The sequence below is a fragment of the Streptomyces thermoviolaceus genome (assembly GCF_045209695.1).
Lineage (GTDB): Bacteria > Actinomycetota > Actinomycetes > Streptomycetales > Streptomycetaceae > Streptomyces > Streptomyces thermoviolaceus.
In genome coordinates, this window is sequence record NZ_CP109280.1 from 161,113 (window position 1) to 181,656 (window position 20,544).

Genomic DNA, 20,544 nt, shown 5'->3' on the forward strand with positions numbered 1-20,544 from the left:
TGGGTGCCGTACGGCGCAGAGTGCCCCGATCGGCCCGCCGGGGCAGCCCGTCCAGATCCGCCCGGAATGACAGGTGTGGGGGGTCTGAGTACGTTCGGTCACACGCCGGCCGTCACCGCCGGCACCGCACCGACTCCGGGAGCAGGTAAGGCAGCGCCATGTTCACGAACCGTTCCTATGTGTTCAACACGAGCGTCGCGACGGCGGCGGCCCTGACCGCGGCCGGCATCACCTTCGCCGCGACCACCCCCGCCCACGACGCCCGGATGACCCCGACCGCCGTCCGCCGGGCTCCCGCGCAGGCACCCCAGGGCGGAGACTCCGCCTCGAGGAACGACCCCGGCGAGGACGGCGGCCGGGACGGCGACGGCGACGCCCACCACGGCGGGGACGGCCGGCGGGACCGGCACGACGACCACGACGAGGGCTGGGTCCACATCAACGAGCGGTCCTACTACGCCCACCCCGCCGGCTGCATCACCGTGATCAGCGGCCTGGGGGCCACGAGCCTGAACATCACCAACGACAGCCGCCGCACCGTCGAGATCTACCGCGGCGTGACCTGCGACGGCGGCGCCCCGATCGCCACCGTCGGCCCCCGCAGCTCCACCAACGGCATCGTCCCCGGGCCCACCGACGGCATCTACGTCAAGGACGGCATCGCGGGCAGCTTCCGCGTCGTCGACGACGAGTACGACGCCTACGACTACCACCACGACGGCACGGACCGGGGCGACGACGACCTCTGACCGCCGCACCCCGTGACCGCCACGACCCGCGAACCACCACGCACCGCGCGCCGACCGCGCACCCCGTGGAGACATGCCCCGGCCCGCCGTAATCCGGCCGGCGCCCCTCCCGTTCGTGCACGCCCGGCACCGTACCCGGCGGCTCACCGGCCCGGCGGACGGCGCGACCGCGTGCCGACCACGGCCGCCCCGGAACCGCCGCCGGTCTCGGCGCACTCCTCACATGGCCGAAGACACCGGCCCGCCGCGACGGGCTGCGGGCATTGCGGTGACTTACTGTATGCGCATGACCACAAGGAGACACCAATCCGTCAGGTGGCGCAGCCGTCCGTCGGTCTCCCGAGCCCTCGGCGCGTTGTGCGCCGTGGCCGCGGCGGGCGGACTGCTCACCGGCTGCGGCGGAAACGACACGGGCGACTCCACCACGGCGTCCCCCTCGGCCGAGCCCGCGCAGGCCCAGGCGACCTCCCCGTCGCCGACCGATGCCTCGCCCGCCTCCCCCACGGCCGCCTCGCCCTCGCCGAGCGAGAGCCGGCTCACCGAGGACCAGGCCGAGCGCAAGGAGATCGTGCCCAAGGTCAAGGTCGGCTGGGACAAGGCCCTGGACACCACCGTGCAGAAGGTGCCCGACGCCAAGCCGGTCGCCGTCGAACTGGACGGGCCGGCCGACAAGCCCGCCTGGAAGGTCGAGGTGGCGGACGCCGACGGCACCGCCCGCACCGTCCGGGTCGACGCGGTCACCGGCACGGCCGACGAGGCCCGCACCGACAGCGACCAGGACCCCGACGACAAGCGGGAGCTGGCCGACCTGCTGAAGAAGGCCACCGTCACCCCGCAGCAGGCGGTGCAGACCGCCACCGACAGGACCAAGGGCACCGTCACGGCCGTCGAACTCGGCGACACCGACCAGGGCTCACCCAAGTGGTCCGTCGACGTGGTCACGACCGACAACTGGAACAAGACCACGTACGACATCGACGCCACCAACCGGAAGATCCTCAGGGAACACGTGGACCGGGACTGAGGACCGAGGACCAGGGCCGAGGCCCTGGACGAGTCCGGCCGGTCCTACGTCCTTCGCCCGTTGCGTCGCTGGGGCGGCCTCTCTGCCGTGCCCGTCGTGGATACGACAGGCACCCTCGACGAGGCGCTCCAGCGACTCCACCGCTGCGGCCCCGAGCGGCTCGGCCGGCTGAGCAACCACGCCCCGACGGCCGTGGAAGCCCTCGTCACCCATGGGCACGCGCGCTCCGTCCACCGCTGGATCGACCGGTGCGCCCCCGAACTGGAGGAGTTCCCGTCCGGCACGCGGCCGGTCACGGCCGCCGACTGGCGCGAGGTGCTGGGGGACGAGCGCCGGGTGGCGGCCACGGCGAGGCGATCACGCTGGTCCACGCGGCCACCACGCCCAACGCCGTGCTGCGCACCCTGCCCGCGCTCCCCCGGACCCTGTGGATGCCGAGCCTGCGGGCCGCGTGGACGGCGTCCGCCGCGGTGACCGCGACGTACGCGCCCGATGCCCCGGTCGCCTGCCGCGCACCGGTCGGCCTGTCCGCCGACGAGGTCTTCGCACGGGCCCTGCGCCACGGCGCCGAGCACGTCCAGAAGTTCACCGACACCGCCCTCGACGTCGGCGACGGGCAGGCGCCGGCGGCGGCACTGCGCTGCATGGAGCTGAGCGAACCGCTGACCTGAGCCGTCCGGCCCCGGACGCCTTCCCCGGGACCGGACGGCTTCCCGTGGCTCCCGGTCAGGCGGACGCCGGGCGCAGCCGGTAGGCGTAGGTGTAGGTCCGGCCGGAGTGCAGCAGGTACGGCTCCAGCGGGGCCGCTCCCCAGGAGTTGATCCCGCCGACCCCCGTCTGACGGTGGTTGACCAGCAGGATCGTCTCGTCGCGCCGGGTGAGCTGGTGCGGGTGCCGGGGGCCGTCCAGGTCGAACGGCGTGTAGTGCAGGACGCTGGTCTCCAGCAGCTCCTCGCCGTCGGCGGGATCGGCGATCACCGTCAGGCCCTGTCCGGACCGGTCCGTCACCGACAGGCGCCGCACGTCCGTCTGGTTGCCGGTCTGCTGGGGACGCACATAGGGCGCGACCTGCTGGTCGACGGTGGAGCGCCAGCGTCCCACGAAGGCGGAGGCCTTGCGGTCCTGGTAGTTCTCGTGCGGGCCGCGGCCGAACCAGTCGAGCCGTTCGTGTCCCGACGGCACGGTCAGCAGTGCGCCGACCATCGGCAGATCGGGCAGCCCGGCCGGGGCGTCGAGGGTGTGCCGTACCCGTATCTCGCCGTCGGCCCGGACCCGGAACACCGTGTGCCACGTGGCGGTCGCCGGCGCGGTGGGCAGGGTGCAGGCGACCTCGATCACCACCTCGCCGGCCGCCGGCTGTGCGGTGCGCACGGACGTCACCGTCCGCCGGGATCCCGCGTCGCGCCAGGTGGCGGCCGTCTTTAGGACATCGCGGCCGATGTCGTTGTCGGTGGGTCCGCGCCAGAAGTTCGGCACCGGCCCCTCGGCGAGCACCTGCTGTCCCTTGACGGTGTAGGTGGTGAGCGTGCCGGTGGTCTTGGACAGCACCACCTCCACGTCCCGGCCGCTCACCTGTACCTCGGTGTCCGTCTCGGTCAGGTGCAGGCTGCCGCGGACGGGGGTGTCCACGGGTGCCGGGGTGTGCCAGTCGAGCGGCAGTTGCTCGGCGGCGACCTCGTGTCCGGCGTCCGCCCAGGAGGTGTCCTCGCGCAGCCGGAAGGACAGATTCAGGAAGTACTCGGCACCGGGCTCGAGGGACGCGGGCCGGCGGTAGGGGATGCGCAGCGTGCCGTCCTCGCCGGGTGCCACCGACGGGGACGGCAGGGTGCCGTGCTGGATCTCCTCGCCGTCCCGGGTCAGCGTCCAGTGGACCGTGTAGGCGTCCAGGCCGCTGAACATGTGCTTGTTGCGGACCGTGACGGTGCCGCCCGAGGCGCCGGTGAGGTCGCCGGCCGTGACACCCACCGGCTGGTAGCACTTCTTGACCTCGATCAGTCCGGGGTGGACCGAGCGGTCCGCGGCGACCAGGCCGTTGCAGCAGAAGTTGCCGTCGGTGGGGTAGCCGTCGTGCCAGTCGCCGCCGTAGGAGAGATACGTGTGCCGCGCGTCGCCCGGCACCGGCAGCCGGACGGCCTGGTCGGCCCAGTCCCAGACGAAGGCGCCGTGCAGGTTGGGGTACTTCTCGAAGACGTCCCAGTACTCCTTGAGGTTGCCGCCGCTGTTGCCCATGGAGTGGTTGTACTCGCACAGCATGAACGGGGTCGGTGCGCCCGACCTGCCGTAGGCCTCCACACCGGCCGGGCTGGTGTACATCTCGCTGTGCAGGTCGGCGACGGCGTTCATGCCCTCGTAGTGCACGGGCCGGGAGGCGTCACGGGCGTGCACCCAGTCCGCCATGGCCTGGAAGTTGCTGCCCTGGCCCGCCTCGTTGCCCAGCGACCAGACGACGACGCACGGGTGGTTCTTGTCCCGCTCGACCATCGAGCGCAGCCGGTCCACACAGGCGTCGGTCCACTCCGGCAGCGACCCGGGCACGGTGTCGCGGACGCCGTGCGTCTCCAGGTTGGTCTCGTCGATGACGTACAGCCCGTACTCGTCGCACAGCTCCAGCCAGCGCGGGTGGTTGGGGTAGTGCGAGGTGCGCACGGCGTTGATGTTGTGCTGCTTCATCAGGCGGATGTCCTGGATCATCCGCTGCTCGTCGAGGGCCTGGCCGCGTTCGGGGTCGGTCTCGTGGCGGTTGGTGCCGCGGAACATCACCGGCCGGCCGTTGACGGTGAACTTCCCCGGCCCGTACTCGACCTGACGGAAGCCGACCCGTGTGCTGTGCAGATCGGTGGTCCGGCCGTGTGCGTCGGTGAGGGCCAGCACAAGGGTGTACAGAGCGGGGTCCTCGGCGGACCACAGGGCGGGGCGGCGCACAGCGCCGCGGAGCGTCACCGAACCGTCGCCGGCGTCGTCCGACAGGTGCAGCACCCGGTGGCCGCGGGCGTCGAACAGCTCCGCGGTGACACGGTGACCGGCGGTGCCCGCGCCGGCCCGGTCCCGCAGGGTGACGTCGACGGCGAGGACGGCGTCGCGGTAGGCGTCGTCCAGCTCGGTGTGCACGAACAGGTCGTGCACATGCACCTGCGGCACGGAGTACAGATAGACGTCCCGGAAGATCCCGGACAGGTCGATCATGTCCTGGTCCTCCAGCCAGCTGCCGTCGGACCAGCGGTGCACCTCCACGGCCAGGGTGTTGGTGCCCGGCCGCAGGTGGGGCGTGATGTCGAACTCGGCGGGGGTGTAGCTGTCCTCGCTGTAGCCGACCTGCTCGCCGTTGACCCAGACGAAGAACGCCGACTTCACGCCCTGGAACGACAGCAGCGTGCGCCGTCCCGCCCAGCCGGCGGGCACGGTGAAGGTGCGGCGGTAGCTGCCGACGGGATTGAAGTCGTGCGGCACCTCGGGCGGATCGGGTGTCTCGTAGCCGATCCACGGATAGGAGATGTTCAGGTAGATCGGCTCCGGGTAGCCCTCGATCTCCCAGTTGGACGGCACCGGGATGCGGTCCCATCCGCTGTCGTCGTAGTCCGGTCGCTCGAAGCCGACGGGCCGCTGGTCGGCGTTGCGGGACCAGTGGAAGCGCCAGCTGCCGTCGAGACTGCGGTAGTAGGGCGAGTCCTGGAACCGGTGCCGCAGAGCCTGTTCCCGGTTTCCGTAGGGCACCAGCCGGGCCCGGGCCGGCTCGCGCCCCACCTGGAAGACGCGCGGAGCGGCGTCCCAGGGCTCGCCCTGCGCGGCCGCGAACGCCCGCTTCCGGGCGCAGAAGGCAGCCCAGCCGGCCAGTGCGCCGGCGGTCAGCACCGTACGACGGCGCGGTCGGTGAGGAAGGGTTCTCTCTGCACTCATACGCGGCTCCGAACGTAAGGCATCAAGAACCGTCAGCATCGAACGAAGTCCCCCACACCACAAGGGCGCTGACCGTGCATCGTGTCGCGGCCGCCTCTTGACACCGGCGGTTGCGGGCGGATTTCGCACGCGCCTTCGGTGTGCGCCGAGGCGCGCACCGCACCGCGCCGTTCGCCCCACCTCCTCCGCCACCTCCGCATCGACCAGCGGCGTTTCGGACACCGGCCGTTCCGTCACCGGGGCCTGAGCACGGGCTCGTCTCGCCGGACCCCTTGGAACCGCGGGCTTCCGGCACGTCCGGAATCGAGCGCGTTCGATTCCCCGGCCGGGTCGTTGAGCCGTGCACCGCCGAGCCGTTCCGGCACGGCCCGACCCCAGGGAGGAACCCGGATGACCGTCACCGACACCCCGTCCACACACGGCGCCACGCCACCCCCTCCACCGCCCGCCACCATCTCCTACGAGGGCGAGTTCGGCAGGAACCCGCTGGCCGAGGCCGGTTTCGGCGCGATGTGCCGACGGCTGCCGGGCGTGCTCGGGCACACCCTGCGGATGGCCTGGGCGGTGGACCGGACCGCTGTGGTCCTGCTGCTGGTCTGCCAGCTGCTGACCGGCGCCGCGGCCGCCGTCGTGCTCGCCTTCACCGCACGCGCCCTGCACCACGTGCTCGGCACGGGGAGCGTGACCGAACGCCTGCACGGCGCCTTGCCGGCGCTGGTCGTGGTGGCGGTCGCGGCCGGCACGGGCCGGGTCGGCGGCGCCCTGGCCGCGTACGCCGACGGCCGGATCACGCCACGGCTGATGACCGAGGCCGACATCGCGCTGGTGACCGCGGTGTGCCGGGTGGAGTCCGCCGCGTACGGCGAGGCCGGGTTCGCCGACCGGCAGGAGGCGGCGGAGGTCGGTGCCACCCGGACCCGGTTCATGGTGCAGGACGCGCAGCGGTTCCTGGCCGCCGCGATCCGGATGGTCACCGCCGGCGGTGTGATCACGGCACTGCACTGGACGATGCTGCCGCTGCTCCTGCTGGCGGTGCTCCCGGCCGGCGTGGGCGCGGTGCTGAGCGCGCGCGTCGACTACGAGACCCACTACCTGACCATCGCCGACCGCAACGTCCGCTCCATGATGCGCTGGTGGGCGACGTACTCACGGTTCGGGGACGAGGTGCGCGCCAACGGCATGACCGGGTACCTCGTCTACTGGTACCGCGCCCTGTCCGACCGCATCGACCGGCGTGCGCTGAGCGCCGCACCACGGGTGCTGCGCATCTCCCTGGCCACCAGCGCCCTGGGCGGGCTGTTCCTGCTGGGCACCTGGGGGCTGCTGGCGTGGCTGGCCGCCACGGGCCGGGTCGCGCTGCCGGTGGCGGCGACCGCCGTGGTCGCCGTGCAGACCACGCTGGCGGCGCTGGGGCAGTTCGTCCTGCACGGCGCCGCCCTGTTCCACACCTCGCTGTATCTGGCGGACATGCGGTCCTTCCTCGACCAGGCCGCCGAGCGCGCACCCCGGCGGGGCCCCGCGACCGTGCCGGAACGGGTCGACGAGATCCGGCTCGAGGACGTGGTCTACCGGTACCCGGGCAGGGAGCAGCCGGCGGTCGACGGGGTCTCGCTGACCCTGCGCCGCGGCGAGATCCTGGCCGTCGTCGGGGAGAACGGCTCGGGCAAGTCGACCCTGGTCAAGCTGATCACGGGGATCCTGCTCGCGGACCGGGGCCGGGTGCTGTGGGACGGGATCGATCTGGCCGGCGCCGATCCCGACGCGGTGTGGAAACGCACCGCGCTGGTGCCGCAGAACTACGCCCGCTGGCCGCTGCGCGCCCGGGAGAACGTCACCCTGGGACAGCCGAGGACGTTCGACGACGCACCGGTGTGGCAGGCCGTGGACGCGGTCGGTCTGCGGGAGACGATCGAGGGGCTGCCGAAGCAGCTCGACACCCTGCTGGCCAAGGAGTGGTGGGGCGGTGCCGAGCTGTCCGGCGGCCAGTGGCAGCGCCTGGCGTGCGCCCGCGCACTGTACCGTCGCACTCCGCTGCTCGTCCTCGACGAGCCGACCTCGCAGATGGACCCGCGGGGCGAGCACCGGATCCTGTTGGAGATCAAACGCATCGCCGCCGAGCGCATGACGATCGTGATCACCCACCAGCTGCAGAACACCAGGCTGGCCGACCGGATCGTCGTCCTGCGCAACGGCCGGGTGGCCGAGCAGGGCACGTACGAGGAACTGGCCGCCGCCGGCGGTCTGTTCGCGGAGCTGCTCTCCCTGTCCGAGGACCGGTGAGGACCGTGCACCGCGGCGGTCGGCGGTGTGGCGTGCGCTGACACGGCGTGGCAGCGCGCCGTCCTGACACCCGGGCGCAGGGCGGCGCGCCACCGGCCGCGGACGGGAGGTGTCGGCGGTGCGGGTGGCTGCCCGAGGGCGTCGTCCGGCGACCTTTCCCATCGAATGCCCGAATCACTCACATATGCGGAAGAAGCGGGAAACCCCCAGGTGAGTCGCGGACCGGATCGCGAGACGGTTTTGCCCCGGCCACTTACCTGTTATTTACATGCTGCTCATGCAGAACTCCGACACCCCGACCCGGACCGGCGGCACGACCGCGCCCGCCGGCGGCCCCACCCCCGCGGACCGTGCCGCCCGCCGCGCGGTCACGGTCTTCCCCGTCCTCGTCATCGCCGCCGGCCTCATCGGGCTGCTCTCCCCCACCACCTTCTCCGGGTACGGCCCCGACGTCCCCTACCTGCTGGGGGTGGTCATGTTCTGCATGGGGCTCACCATGTCCCTGGAGGACTTCAGGGGCGTGGCCCGCCGGCCCTGGGTGGTGCTGCTCGGCCTGGCGGCACACTATGTGATCATGCCGGGGCTCGGGTGGCTGATCGCCCATGTGCTGCACCTGTCCCCCGCGCTCGCGGCCGGTGTCATCCTGGTGGGCTGCGCGCCGAGCGGTACGGCGTCCAACGTCGTCACCTACCTCGCGCGCGGTGACGTCGCGCTGAGCGTGTCCGTCGCCACCGTCTCCACCGTCCTCGCTCCGCTGCTGACCCCGCCGCTGACGCTGCTGCTGGCGGGCGAGTATCTGCCCGTCGACGCCGGTTCGATGGTGACCGACATCCTCAAGACCGTGCTGCTGCCGGTCGCCGCGGGGCTCGTGGTGCGCCTGGTCGCGGGACGCTGGGTGTCCCGGGTGCTGGGCGCGATGCCGTGGCTGTCGTCGCTGGCGATCGCCGCGATCGTCGCCGTGGTCGTCGCGGGCAGCGCGGACGCCCTGAAGTCCGCCGCGCTCACCGTGCTGGCGGCGGTGGTGCTGCACAACGGCTGCGGGCTGGCCCTCGGCTACGGCTGCGGCCGGCTCAGCCGGCTGGGGCGGCCCGCCTCCCGCGCGATGGCCTTCGAGGTCGGCATGCAGAACTCGGGGCTGGCCGCCTCGCTCGCCACCGCGCACTTCAGCCCGATGGCCGCCCTGCCCGCCGCCGTGTTCTCCGTGTGGCACAACATCTCCGGTGCGCTCGTCGCCGCGTGGATGGCACGGCGCCCGGCCGCCCCGTCGGGCACCGTCGCAGGACGGTGACCCCGGGCCCCGGTGCGGCCGGGGCCGCACATCCGGCGCCGGCCGTCGGCCGGGCTCCCCGTTCGTCCGCAGCTTGTAGCCCAGTCGGCTGGCGGTGACGGTGCCGCTCACCGGTTCGCGCGGCCGTCCGTGCTTCCATCGCGGCAGGAGGCGGGAAGGACCGGGCGGAGCCGCGACGACTCGTGCGCTCCGCGCAACGCCTCCCGGCGGCGTGTGCCGCCCGCCACGTCCGTGGTGGGCGCTCGCGCCGTGTTCTTCGTCCACTGCCGGGCCGTCGGCGCTGTCGTCGGGCCGGCGCGGAGCCTTCCGCCGGGCTCCGGACGCCACCCATGCCGTAGCGATGGCCCGAGGAGTCGGCTGATGACCGGGAACGACGAGGCGATCACCTGTCCGTTCGACTTCAGCGATGCCCTGGAGTTCGATCCCGTGCTCGCGGATCTGATGGAGCGCGACGGGCCCGTCCGCATCCGTCTGCCCTACGGTGACGCCGATGCCTGGCTGTTCACCGGTTTCGACGCCGTCAAGCAGGTCACCACCGACCAGCGGCTGAGCCGGGCGGCCATCGTGGGTCACGACTACCCGCGGATGACGGCGGAGCCCATCGTCTCCCGCGAGTCGATCAATGTGATGGACCCGCCGCACAGCACCCGGGTGCGGCACCTGGCCTCGCAGGCCTTCACCCAGCAGCATGTCGACGCCCTGCGGCCGCGCATCGTCCGTCTCGCGGACCGGTTGCTGGACGAGATGGACCAGCAGGGCCCGCCCGCCGACCTCGTGCGGCATCTGTCGGACCCGCTGCCCCAGCACACCGTCCTCGACCTGCTCGGCATCGAGCGGCAGGAGTGGCCCCGCATCCAGGAGTCGGTGCGGCAGCTGCTGGTCGTCGACCCCGGTCACCAGCAGACCGCGGCGACGGCGAAGGCCGATCTGACGGCGTACTTCGGCAAGCTGGTCGAGCAGCGCCGGCACTCCCCCGGCGACGACCTGATCAGCACGATGGCCGCGGCCCGCGACGGCAAGGAGCAGCTCGACGACAGGGAACTCGCGGTCATGGCGCTGACGGTGGCGCTCAGCGGCCAGGACACCGCCACCTGCCAGATCAGCAACATCGCCTATCTGCTGCTGACCCGGCCGGAGCTGCTGGAGCACGTGCGCAGCCGGCCGGAGTCGCTGACCGAGGTGCTGCACGAGCTGCTGCGCTGGATCCCGTTCCGCAAGGGCGTCGGCATCCCCCGGCTGGCGCTCGAAGACCTGGAACTGGACGGCGTGCACATCCGGAAGGGCGACTTCGTGCACGTGTCCTACCTGGCGGCCAACCGGGACCCGGAACGCTACCCGAACCCGCACGCCGTCGACCTGGAGCGGCCCGTCAGCCCGCACATGACGTTCGGCTGGGGCGGTCATCGGTGCATCGCGATGCCGTTGGCGATGGCGGAGCTGGAAGTGGCCATCGGACGACTGGTGGAGCGGTTCCCCGGCCTGCGGCTGGCCGTGCCGGCGCAGGACATCCGCTGGGACACGAAGACCATCCGGCGCTTCCCTCTTCAGCTGCCGGTGACCTGGTGATCCGGCGCGGCGGCGGGTCCGCTCGTCCACGGTGAGGTCCTGCGCCGGGCAGCCCGTCGGCCCACCCGTCGTTTTCCCGCTCATGGTGCGCTCAGCGCGGGCTGCGGCGCGGTGCGGCCGTGGCCCGCTGGTCCGCCCGCCGCCCGGGGCGCCGGTCCCGGTCGTGCTGCGGGTCGCCCGGCTCACGGGCCGCGGGCACGGCGAGCATCTCACCGTCGGGCCCGGTCGTCAGGGTCAGGCCCTTGCCGGTCCGGTCGAGCAGCGCACCGAGCCAGGCACGGTCCGCCCCGCCGGCCGGCTCCAGCCGCATGCGGCGGGCCCGCAGTGTCTCCACCCGCAGCCGCAGCAGCCGCCCGGTGCCGGCCCGAAGCGTGGGGAACCAGGCCGGGCGCAGGTCGTCGCGGAACTCCTCGTAGCCCGAGATGCCCTCGTAGTCGTCGACGAAGTCGCCGCAGCCGTACAGGATCAGGCGGTCCCGGTACACCTCGACGGGGCGGGGGTGGTGCGAGGAGTGCCCGTGGACGAGGTCGACGCCGCCGTCGACGAGCCGGCGGGCGAACCGGGTCTGCTCGGCGGGCACGCCGAAGCCCCAGTTGGTGCCCCAGTGGACGGACACGGCCACCAGGTCTCCGGGGCGTCGGGTCCGTCGTACGCGCTCGAGGAGTGCGGCAGCCGCCTCGGGGGTGAGTGCGGGGACACGCGCGACACCGGGCCGGTCCGGCGTCGCCGCCCAGCTCGGCGGTATGCCGCTGGAGGCCGTACCGACGGCGAACACCAGCAGGCGGGCGCCGTCCGGCAGCGGGCACACCGCGGGGGCGTGGGCCTCGTCGGCGGTGCGGCCCGCCCCCGCGGTGCGCAGACCGGCGGCGTGCAGCACGTCGAGCGTCTCCAGCAGCCCGGGGCGGCCGAAGTCCAGCACATGGTTGTTGGCGAGGACGCACACGTCGGGCCGGACGGCGGTGAGGGCGGGCAGGTTGTCCGGGTGCATCCGGTAGTGGATCCCCTTGCCCGGGGCGAAGGTGTCGCACCGGGTCACGGAGGTCTCCAGGTTCACGATGCGCGTCTGCGGGGCGACGTCGTCCAGGACGCGCAGAGCGTCTCCCCAGGGATACGACGGCGGTACGGGTGCCGGTATCGGGCCGCTCGCCGCCTCCGCGAGCGCGACGTACCGACGTGCGTCGCGCACCCAGCCCTCCCGCAGCGCCGGGTCACCGGGGTGGCCGAGGATCTGGTCCACGCCGCGCCCGAGCATCACGTCGCCGCACAGGAACAGGGTGACCTCGTCACCGGTCATGGTGTCACCGTAGTACGCGCCGACGTCGCCCGGCGGCGTCCGCTCGGGGCCGCCGAGGCGGAACGTGCCCAGCCGGGCGACTTCCGGGCTGCGTGACATCCGTCACACCTGGCGTACGTCTACGAGTGCGGGTAGTAGGCGCCGCTCCGCTGACATACGCGATTTTGTCCGGCTTGACACGGGGATCCGGGATGCCCGATGTCGTCGGGCATCGCCCGTCCCGCCGCGGTCCCGCATTGTCCCTGTACGGCCGGGTGCTGACGGGACAACAGCAGCGGCGGGTTCCGCACCGGCCGCTCCGGGGTGACGACGTGCCGACGGCCCGGGCCCGGCAGGCCTACGGCCGCGGGTAGTACGAAGGTGTGTTGCCAGGTGTGGCAGGGCCTTCACACAATGAGGCACCGCATCACATTTCCGCAGCTCAGGGGCGATGTGTGCGTGAAGGACGCCCGTGCGACGGGCGCTCGGCGGCCACCTAGTGAGGTCTTGTACATGGCAACGCACCGAAAGAACCGGCAGCACCGGCGGGTGGCCATCGCGGTACTCGCGATGGCCGGCGTGGGCATACCCTCCGCCGCCATGGCCTGTGTCGACGGGCCGGACGGCGGCACATCTGCGAAGCACCGTGCGGCGGCACACATGTGGGCGGACGACGCCCGCACCCGGGACGGCTCCGGCGGCGCCGCACCCGCCGCGGACACCTCCGCCGCCCCCGCCGCCACGACGACTCCCGCGCCCCCGGAGGACGACGCGATCGCCCAGGTCGTGGACCTGGTCAACGCCGAGCGCGCCAAGGCCGGGTGCTCGCCGGTGACCCTGGAGGCGCGGCTGACCCGGGCGGCGCAGGCGCACAGCGAGGACATGGCGGCCCATCAGAACATGTCGCACACCGGCTCCGACGGCTCCTCCCCGGGCGACCGGATCACCCGGGCCGGCTACGACTGGCGGGCCTACGGCGAGAACGTCGCCTACGGCTACGCCACGCCCGAGCAGGTCATGGACGGCTGGATGAACAGCCCCGGCCACCGGGCGAACATTCTCGACTGCGACTACCAGGAGATCGGTGTCGGGCACGCGCAGCCCGGCGACTACTGGACGCAGGACTTCGCCGCCCGCTGACGTCCTGCCTGCGTCACGGCACCCTCCTGCCGGGCCCGGGTCCGCGTGGACGTACGCCGCATGTCACCGGTGTGCGCCTGCCGCGCGGCCCGGGCCCGCGCCGTGTCCGGCCGGCGCACTCGAAGCCCCGCCCCGTGTCCCGGGTGTGTGACAGGTGTCCGTCCCGGCGCGGACGACCGGTGCTCAGGTGCCCGTGGGGGGCGCCGAGGGCAGGCGGCGGGTGCCCCGGCCGTGGATCGCGCCCCAGGTGCCGTTGATGGCCTCGGTGGCGTGGTCGTAGGAACGCTGCGCCACCCCGACGAACAGGCAGTCCACGACGGCGAGTTGGGCGATGCGGCTGGCGGTGGCGCCGGAGCGGTAGGGGGTTTCGTGCGCGGCGGTGGTCAGCAGCAGATCGGCGCACTCGGCGATCGGGGACCGCGCGAAGTTGGTCAGGGCGATCGTCGTCGCGCCGCGCCCGGCGGCGACCTGGAGGGGCTCGACGGTGTCGGCGGTGGCACCCGAGTGGGAGATGCCTATCGCCACGTCCGCGGAACCGAGCAGCGCGGCGGCGGTGAGCGCGGCGTGCACATCGGTCCAGATGAACGCCATCAGGCCGATGCGGTGCAGTTTCTGGTGCAGGTCCTGGCCGACGAAACCGCTCGCGCCCATGCCGAAGATGTCGATCCTGCGGGCCCCGGCCACCGCGTCCACGGCACGGCGCAGGGTGGCGACGTCGAGCCCGGCGCCGGTGTCCTGCAGCGACCGGGTCTCGTTGTAGACGATCTTCTCGACCACCTGCTCCAGCGAATCGGTGGCGCTGATGTCGGTGCTGATCGGGGGCCGGTCGCCGCGCAGGGCGTGCTCGCGGGCGGCGGCTCCGGCCAGGGCCAGCCTGAGCTGCGGGTAGTTGGTCAGTCCGACGGTGCGGCAGAACCGCATCACGGTGGTCACCGACGTACGGGCGCGGGCGGCCAGCGCGCTGATGGACAGCAGCGCGGCCTGCGCGGGGTCGCCCAGCACGGCCTCGGCCACGCGCCGCTCGGCGGGCGCCAGGGAGGGCAGCGCGGTACGGATGTCCCCCAGGAGGTCGGCCGGTGCGGGGGCGTCGGCCGGCTCCGCCGGGTCGGGGGAGGTGCTCGTGCGGGCCATGGCGGGTCCTCCGTGCGGGGCGGGGTGATGTGCGGTCCGGGTGGTGCGACGGGCGGTCGTGCGTCGCGCCCACGACGACGCGTCAAAAAATAACGCACAACAATGGTGGTCCGTTACTTATTGACATCCCCGGTCGGCTGTTTCGATACTCGACCCGCACCTGAACCACCGTTCACCGCGACACCGCTTCCTTCTGCGGCGTCGCGGTCCTCTCCCGTGGTGTCCGTGTCACCTGCCCCGGCGTCCTCGTCGTCGCAGCCGTCCGTCTAGGAGCAAGCCCCCGTGCGCCATCTCGACCTCGTAGTGATCCTCCTCTATCTGATCGGGACGGCCTGGCTCGGCCTGCGCCTGTCCGGACGGCAGAGATCGGCCAAGGAGTACTTCGTCGGCGAAGGGCAGATGCCCTGGTGGACGGTGTGCTTCTCGGTCGTGGCCACCGAGACCAGCGTGCTCACCGTGATCAGCGTGCCCGGCGGCGCCTACGGTTCGCAGGCGTTCGGCAACGTCGAGCTGGCGCTGGGCTATGTGATCGGCCGTGTGGTGGTGGCCGCGCTGCTCATCCCGTTGTACAAGCGCGGCGGGTTCGTCAGCGCCTACGAGTACCTCGGCGACCGGTTCGGGCTGCGGCTGCAGGGCCTGGCGTCCGTCACGTTCGTCGTCACCCGGCTGCTCGCCGAGGGTGTGCGGCTGTTCGCCTCCGCCATCCCGATCAAGCTGCTGCTGGACGAGCTGGGCGTGGACGCGAGCTACCGCACGATCATCGTGGTGATCACCGCCGTGACGGTGCTGTACACCTACCTCGGCGGCATCAAGGCGGTCATCTGGACCGACGCCCTGCAGATGCTGCTCTACCTCGGCGGCGCGGTGCTGGCCATCGCGGTGCTGTCCGGACACGTGGGCACCCAGGGCTTCAGCGACGCCCTGCACAGCGGCCACTTCAAGGTCTTCGACACCGACTTCTCCCTCAGCCACGTGCTGACCAGCTCCTTCGCGATGCCCACCGCGATCCTCGGCGGCGCGGTCTTCGCGATGGCCAGCCACGGCTCCGACCAGCTGATCGTCCAGCGGATCCTGTCCACCCGCAGCCTGCGCGACAGCCAGAAGGCGATGATCGGCTCGGGCGTCTTCATCACCGTGCAGTTCGCCGCCTTCTCGCTGGTGGGTGTGCTGCTGTGGGCGTACAACAACGGCCGGTCCTTCAGCGACCTGGGGCTGCACAGCAGCGACGACCTCTACCCGGACTTCATCCTGCACGGCCTGCCCGTCGGCATCTCCGGCCTGCTGGTGGCCGGCATCCTCGGCGCCGCGATGGGCTCGCTGTCCTCGGCGCTGAACTCCATGTCCAACTCCACCGTCTCCGACCTGATGCGCAGCTTCTTCAAGCGCACTCCCGGCGAGGAGACCATGCTGAAACTGGCCCGGGCGACGACGCTGGTGTGGGCGGTGCTGATGGCGGTCTTCGCCTGTGCCTTCAGCAGCAGCACCGGCAATGTGTACCTCACCGGTCTGGCGATCGCCGGCTACACCTACGGCGCCCTGCTCGGCGCGTTCCTGCTGGGCCGTGTCGTCAAGCGGGCCAACGAGACGGACGCGCTGGTGTCCTTCGTGGTGACCGTGGCGGTGATGACGTACATCGTCCGCGGGGTGAAGATCGACACGGTGGTCGCGGGCTCGACGGTGCAGGCCGGCATCGCCGCGCAGTGGCTGGTGCCGATCGGGGTGGTCCTCACCCTGGTGGTGGGCGGTGTGATGAGCCTGTTCCACCGGCCGCCGCAGCGGGACGGCGACGGTGTGCGGGACGCGGTCGAGAAGGCGGCGACGCCCAGTGCTCCGTCCCTGTGAGCCCGCGGGGGCCGGGATCGCACCCCGGCCCCTTCGTCGCCGTCCGTCCTCCACTCCGTCCGCCCTCGGGGAGCGAGCATGCGTGTGATCGGCCTGATGTCCGGCACGTCCTACGACGCCATCGAAGCCGCGGCAGCCGACCTGGTCCTGGACGGCGAGGAGCTGGTGATGACCCCGCTCGGTGCCCGCAGCCTGCCCTGGTCCGAGGAGCTGCGCGGGGCCATCGGTGCGGTCCTGCCGCCCGCCGCCACGACCACCGAGGCGCTGTGCCGGCTGGACACCCGCATCGGCCAGGCCTTCGCCGACGCCGCGGTACGGGCCGTCGAGGAGCTGGGCGGCGGCACCGCCGACCTGGTGGTCTCGCACGGGCAGACCGTGCACCACTGGGCGGAGGACGGGCAGGTCCACGGCACCCTGCAGATCGGGCAGCCGGCCTGGATCGCCGAGGCGACCGGCCTGCCCGTGGTGAGCGACCTGCGCAGCCGTGACGTGGCCGCGGGCGGCCAGGGCGCCCCGCTGGTCAGCATCGTGGACACGCTGCTGCTGCACGGGCGGCCGGGGGTGAGCGCCGCGCTGAACCTCGGCGGCATCGCCAACGTCACCGTCGTCCCGCCCGGCGGCGATCCCGTCGCCTTCGACACCGGCCCCGCCAACGCGCTCGTCGACGCCGCGGTACGGCACTTCAGCGGGGGCGCCCGCCACTTCGACGAGGACGGGCGCGCAGCGGCCCGCGGACGCGTCCACCAGGGCCTGCTGGACCGGCTCCTGGCCGAGCCGTACTACGCGCGGCCGGCGCCGAAGACCACCGGCAAGGAGCTGTTCCGCCTGGACCACGTGCTGGACGCACTGGCCGTGGTGCCGGTGCCCGACCCCGACGACGTGCTGGCCACACTGACCCGGTTGACCGCCGTGACCGTCGCCGACGCCTGCCGGGCGTACGGCGTGACCGAGCTGGTCGCCTCCGGCGGCGGCACCCGCAATCCGGTGATGATGCGGATGATCGGCGAGGAACTGCCGGGCGTCCGTGTCGTGCCGAGCGACCGCCTGGGTCTGTTGTCCGCGGCGAAGGAGGCCCTGGCGTTCGCCGTGCTGGGCTTCCTGACGGTGCACGGGCTGCCCGCGACGGTGCCGTCGTGCACCGGGGCGCGCCGTGCCGCAGTGCTGGGCAGCATCACGCCCGGCGCCGGCCCGCTGCGGCTGCCGGAGCCGGCGGCCGTCGCCCCGGCACGGCTGCGCATCGCCTCCGGGCAGGGCTGACCGTCCACCGGCCCGGCACACCGCACGTCCCGCCCGACCGGTCCGGGCCCGCCTCACCTGTCCTGCCCGGACCGCACCGCCCCGTTGTGAGGAGGACCGTGTGACACGCAGGACAAGCAGGTCTGTGTTCCGGGCCGTGGCCGCCGGCGTGCTGGCCGCGGCGGCCGCGCTCGGTGCCGTGAGGCCCGCCGTCGCCCAGGACGGCTCCCCGGCCGGTGGCCCGGCGGGGGCACCCGCGGTGCCGCTGCGGGTGGCCACCTACAACATCCGTGCCGGAGCCGGCGAGGACGGCGTGTTCGACCTGGACCGCACCGCGCGGGCCATCCGGAGCCTGGACGCCGATGTGGTCGGCCTGCAGGAGGTCGATGCGCACTGGGCGGAGCGCAGCGGCTTCGCCGACGAGGCCCGCGAGCTGGCCGCGCGCCTGCACATGCGGTACTTCTTCGCGCCGATCTACGATCTGCCGCCGGATGCGGGGCACACCGAGCGGCGGCAGTTCGGGGTGGCGGTGCTCAGCCGTCTGCCGGTGCTCGGCGCCGAGAACCATGAGATCACCCGGCTGTCCACCCAGGAGCCCGACCCGGTGCCCGCGCCGGCGCCGGGTTTCGCCGAGGTGACGGTCAGGGCCCGGGGGACGGTGGTGCACGTCTACTCGACCCACCTGGACTACCGCTCCGATCCGTCCGTGCGGCGGGCGCAGGTCGACGACATGCTGGGCGTCCTGGCCGCCGACCGGGGCCCGAAGGTGCTGCTCGGGGACTTCAACGCCGAGCCGGGCGCCCCGGAGCTGGCGAAACTGTGGGGGCCGCTCGCCGACGCCGCCCCGAAGGCCGGTCCGACCTATCCGGCGTCCGCCCCGGTCACACGGATCGACGTCGTCGCCGTCTCCCCCGATGTGCGCGTCGCCTCGGCCCGCGTGGCCGACGTCACCGCCTCGGACCACCGTCCGGTCGTGGCCGACCTGCGGCTGCGCCACCGGGCCGGGTGACACCACCCGCCCGGCCGCGGGGAGAGCCGGCCGACCGCCCGGGGCGGCGCCGCGGCGCCGCCCGGGACGGGGGCGGTCTCAGGCCCGGGCGGTCGAGTCCAGGTGTGCGAAGACGACGATGTTGTCCCGGTAGTCCTGGCGGGCCTTGTCGAAGGTGCCGCCGCAGGTGATCAGGCGCAGCTCGGGCGACGGTGTGTCGCCGTAGACGAGGTCGTCGGGGAAGTCGGACTTGCTGAACACTTCCACGGCGTCGACCTCGAACCGGGCCACGACACCGTCGGCGCGGGCGATGTCCACCTCGTCGCCCGGTTTGAGCGTGGGCAGTTCGACGAACACCGCGGGGCCGGTCTTGGTGTCGATGTGGCCCACGACGACGGAGGCGCCGCGCTCGCCGGGTGCGGGCCCGCCCTGGTACCAGCCGACCAGGTTCTTGTCGTTCTCCGGCGGCGGGTTCAGCCGGCCGGTGGTGTCGAGGGAGAGCTTGGTGAACGGCGCGTCCACGCCGATCTTCGGGATCGAGATGCGTGTCGGCTCGGACCGGGGCAGCGCATCGTCGTCGGGTGCGGCGCCGGTGGCCGGCGCGGGCCGGCCGGGGCCGGCGGTGGCGGACGGAGCCGCGGACGGCGCGGATGGTGCGGACGGTGCGGTGGCCTGCTCGGTGGGCGTCGGCGCCTGCCGGGAGGCGAGGGACGCCGGCCTGCCCGACGGGTGCACCTGGGTCACCGGGCTGCTGTCCAGCGAGTTGTGGATGAGGACGATCCCCAGTCCGACCGCGGCCGCGGGGAACAGCAGGCGCAGCCTGCCGCGACGCCGGCCGGACACGGTCCCGCGCTGTTCCGTCTGGGGCGGACGGTGGGAGGCCATGGACGGTGCCTTTCGTGAGAGGTGGTGCGTGCCCCCGCTCGGCGGGGGCCGGAGCGCCGCTGCCGCGGCCGGCCGACCGCCCGGCACGGGTCCGCTCGGGGCGGACCGTCCCGGCGCGGGGCGCACACCGCGGCAGCGAGGCGACGGCTGCTGAGACCGGCTCAGGCGGCAGGGGCGCCCGACGCCCGGCGGCGCCGCAGCATCCAGGCCCCGGTGCCGAGACCGCCGGCCACCAGCGCGGCGCCCAGCGCCATGGTGTCGCGGGACTGGGCGAGTCCGCCGCCGCCGGCGTGGACGCCGCCGTGCGGCTTGCCGCCGTGACGCCCACCGCCGTGGTCGTCGTCGCCCTTCGACCAGCCGCCGTCGTCGTGGCCGCCTCGGCCGCCCCGGTCGCTGTCGCCGTGGCCGCCGCGGCCGCCCCGGCCGCCGTCCTCGTCGCCGTAGCTCGTGGCCTTCAGCGCGAGGAATCCGCCGCCGGCGTGGACGCCGCCGTGCGGCTTGCCGCCGTGACGGCCGCCGTGGCCGTGGTCGCCGTGACGGCCACCGCCGTAGCCGCCGCGACCGCCGTCGTCGTCACGATCGCCGTAGTCGTCGCCACCGCGACCACCGCGGCCGCCCTCGTCGTCACCACGGCCGTAGCCACCGCGACCGCCGTGGTCGCCGTGGCCGCCGTAGTCGTCCGAGTGGTCGCCGTGGGAGGCGGCGGCCTGCGGGGCCGCCTGGGACGTCCAGGGTGAGGTCAGGTCCGCGGCACCGGCAGCGGGTGCGGCGAACGCCACGGCGGCCGCCACCGCCGCGGACGTGAAGAGAGTACGGGTGAAACGCATGGGTGTTCCTTCCGTCGCGACTACGAGAGCCGACACCGCGTCCCGGTGTCCGAGGACACGGGGCCGACGTGATCACCATCAGCGCGTTGCGGGGCCCGCACCATCGGAGCGTCGCAAACGGATGAACTGACGCCGTTTTCGTACCTCCGGGCGGGGGACACCGAGGGCGTGGCGCGCGACCGGATGCCGGGGAGCGATCCGGCGGTGTGCTAAAGACGCCGGGCGTCGCCGGCGGGTGTGGGCGACGGCAGGTCCGGCACCCCGGCGGCGCGGCCCGCGAGCCGGGCGGTCCACCGCAGAGCCCGGACCTGGCGGCACGCCAAGTGATGCGTGTTGCGGGCGCTTTGACACCGAGAAGGTGCCTCGGGGCGGGCCGTCGGGCCGTGCGGTTCCTCCGACGCGTGGCTCCGGCGGGCCGCGG

At 73.2% G+C, this 20,544-nt stretch carries 14 protein-coding genes and 1 pseudogene; 10 read left to right on the forward strand and 5 right to left on the reverse strand.

Going from position 1 to position 20,544, the window contains the following annotated elements; all coding sequences use genetic code 11:
* The first annotated feature begins 158 nt into the window (after positions 1-158).
* From OG899_RS00725 to OG899_RS00735, 3 genes and pseudogenes are all read left to right on the forward strand, one after another.
* Positions 159-749 (forward strand): hypothetical protein, encoded by a 591-nt coding sequence (locus OG899_RS00725; protein WP_189343404.1) that lies wholly within the window; start codon positions 159-161, stop codon positions 747-749.
* A 286-nt stretch (positions 750-1,035) separates the two neighbouring features.
* Positions 1,036-1,773, forward strand: coding sequence for a PepSY domain-containing protein (locus OG899_RS00730; protein ID WP_406310859.1), 738 nt, complete (start codon positions 1,036-1,038; stop codon positions 1,771-1,773).
* Between the two features lie 96 nt (positions 1,774-1,869).
* Positions 1,870-2,444 (forward strand): annotated as a pseudogene (locus tag OG899_RS00735) (hypothetical protein).
* Between the two features lie 55 nt (positions 2,445-2,499).
* Here OG899_RS00735 and OG899_RS00740 read toward each other — a convergent pair.
* On the reverse strand, positions 2,500-5,667 hold the full coding sequence (locus OG899_RS00740; protein WP_406310860.1) for a glycoside hydrolase family 2 TIM barrel-domain containing protein: 3,168 nt from the start codon (positions 5,665-5,667) through the stop codon (positions 2,500-2,502).
* A gap of 390 nt (positions 5,668-6,057) precedes the next feature.
* Here OG899_RS00740 and OG899_RS00745 point away from each other — a divergent pair, with 390 nt between their 5' ends.
* The 3 genes from OG899_RS00745 (at position 6,058) to OG899_RS00755 (ending at position 10,801) form a co-directional block, all read left to right on the forward strand.
* Positions 6,058-7,947 carry an ATP-binding cassette domain-containing protein gene (locus OG899_RS00745; protein ID WP_125497317.1) on the forward strand — a complete coding sequence of 630 codons (1,890 nt, stop codon included), beginning with the start codon at positions 6,058-6,060 and terminating at the stop codon, positions 7,945-7,947.
* Between the two features lie 277 nt (positions 7,948-8,224).
* On the forward strand, positions 8,225-9,235 hold the full coding sequence (locus OG899_RS00750) for a bile acid:sodium symporter family protein (protein ID WP_125497318.1): 1,011 nt from the start codon (positions 8,225-8,227) through the stop codon (positions 9,233-9,235).
* Between the two features lie 360 nt (positions 9,236-9,595).
* Complete coding sequence (locus OG899_RS00755; protein ID WP_125497319.1) at positions 9,596-10,801, forward strand: cytochrome P450; 1,206 nt, start codon at positions 9,596-9,598, stop codon at positions 10,799-10,801.
* A gap of 91 nt (positions 10,802-10,892) precedes the next feature.
* Here OG899_RS00755 and OG899_RS00760 read toward each other — a convergent pair whose 3' ends face one another.
* The gene (locus tag OG899_RS00760) at positions 10,893-12,095 is read right to left on the reverse strand and encodes a CapA family protein (protein ID WP_168132427.1); all 1,203 of its coding nucleotides are present in this window, start codon (positions 12,093-12,095) and stop codon (positions 10,893-10,895) included.
* A gap of 492 nt (positions 12,096-12,587) precedes the next feature.
* Here OG899_RS00760 and OG899_RS00765 point away from each other — a divergent pair, with 492 nt between their 5' ends.
* Positions 12,588-13,214: a CAP domain-containing protein gene (locus tag OG899_RS00765; protein WP_189427649.1), complete on the forward strand. Its 627-nt coding sequence runs from the start codon at positions 12,588-12,590 to the stop codon at positions 13,212-13,214.
* A 183-nt stretch (positions 13,215-13,397) separates the two neighbouring features.
* Here OG899_RS00765 and OG899_RS00770 read toward each other — a convergent pair whose 3' ends face one another.
* On the reverse strand, positions 13,398-14,345 hold the full coding sequence (locus OG899_RS00770) for a MurR/RpiR family transcriptional regulator (RefSeq protein WP_168132421.1): 948 nt from the start codon (positions 14,343-14,345) through the stop codon (positions 13,398-13,400).
* A 282-nt stretch (positions 14,346-14,627) separates the two neighbouring features.
* Here OG899_RS00770 and OG899_RS00775 point away from each other — a divergent pair, with 282 nt between their 5' ends.
* From OG899_RS00775 to OG899_RS00785, 3 genes are all read left to right on the forward strand, one after another.
* Entirely contained in the window at positions 14,628-16,187 is a 1,560-nt protein-coding gene (locus OG899_RS00775) for a sodium:solute symporter (RefSeq protein WP_125497322.1), read from the forward strand.
* A gap of 78 nt (positions 16,188-16,265) precedes the next feature.
* Positions 16,266-17,444 (forward strand): anhydro-N-acetylmuramic acid kinase, encoded by a 1,179-nt coding sequence (locus tag OG899_RS00780; RefSeq protein WP_168132422.1) that lies wholly within the window; start codon positions 16,266-16,268, stop codon positions 17,442-17,444.
* A gap of 100 nt (positions 17,445-17,544) precedes the next feature.
* Positions 17,545-18,432 (forward strand): endonuclease/exonuclease/phosphatase family protein, encoded by an 888-nt coding sequence (locus OG899_RS00785; RefSeq protein ID WP_168132423.1) that lies wholly within the window; start codon positions 17,545-17,547, stop codon positions 18,430-18,432.
* Positions 18,433-18,510: 78 nt separating this feature from the next.
* On the opposite strand, the gene OG899_RS00790 is transcribed toward OG899_RS00785, so the two are convergent.
* Both OG899_RS00790 and OG899_RS00795 read right to left on the reverse strand, forming a co-directional pair.
* Entirely contained in the window at positions 18,511-19,296 is a 786-nt protein-coding gene (locus tag OG899_RS00790; RefSeq protein WP_168132424.1) for a class F sortase, read from the reverse strand.
* A 161-nt stretch (positions 19,297-19,457) separates the two neighbouring features.
* Positions 19,458-20,123, reverse strand: a complete 666-nt coding sequence (locus OG899_RS00795) for a hypothetical protein (RefSeq protein ID WP_125497326.1) — start codon at positions 20,121-20,123, stop codon at positions 19,458-19,460.
* Positions 20,124-20,544 lie beyond the last annotated feature (421 nt).

Bases quoted from the DNA above. Each gene is read 5' to 3' on its own strand.
- OG899_RS00725 (WP_189343404.1), top strand. From the start codon at position 159: ATGTTCACGAACCGTTCCTATGTGTTCAACACGAGCGTCGCGACGGCG.
- OG899_RS00790 (WP_168132424.1), bottom strand. From the start codon at position 19,296: ATGGCCTCCCACCGTCCGCCCCAGACGGAACAGCGCGGGACCGTGTCC.
- OG899_RS00795 (WP_125497326.1), bottom strand. From the start codon at position 20,123: ATGCGTTTCACCCGTACTCTCTTCACGTCCGCGGCGGTGGCGGCCGCC.
- OG899_RS00770 (WP_168132421.1), bottom strand. From the start codon at position 14,345: ATGGCCCGCACGAGCACCTCCCCCGACCCGGCGGAGCCGGCCGACGCC.
- OG899_RS00740 (WP_406310860.1), bottom strand. From the start codon at position 5,667: ATGAGTGCAGAGAGAACCCTTCCTCACCGACCGCGCCGTCGTACGGTG.
- OG899_RS00745 (WP_125497317.1), top strand. From the start codon at position 6,058: ATGACCGTCACCGACACCCCGTCCACACACGGCGCCACGCCACCCCCT.
- OG899_RS00760 (WP_168132427.1), bottom strand. From the start codon at position 12,095: ATGACCGGTGACGAGGTCACCCTGTTCCTGTGCGGCGACGTGATGCTC.
- OG899_RS00730 (WP_406310859.1), top strand. From the start codon at position 1,036: ATGACCACAAGGAGACACCAATCCGTCAGGTGGCGCAGCCGTCCGTCG.
- OG899_RS00765 (WP_189427649.1), top strand. From the start codon at position 12,588: ATGGCAACGCACCGAAAGAACCGGCAGCACCGGCGGGTGGCCATCGCG.
- OG899_RS00750 (WP_125497318.1), top strand. From the start codon at position 8,225: ATGCAGAACTCCGACACCCCGACCCGGACCGGCGGCACGACCGCGCCC.
- OG899_RS00755 (WP_125497319.1), top strand. From the start codon at position 9,596: ATGACCGGGAACGACGAGGCGATCACCTGTCCGTTCGACTTCAGCGAT.
- OG899_RS00780 (WP_168132422.1), top strand. From the start codon at position 16,266: ATGCGTGTGATCGGCCTGATGTCCGGCACGTCCTACGACGCCATCGAA.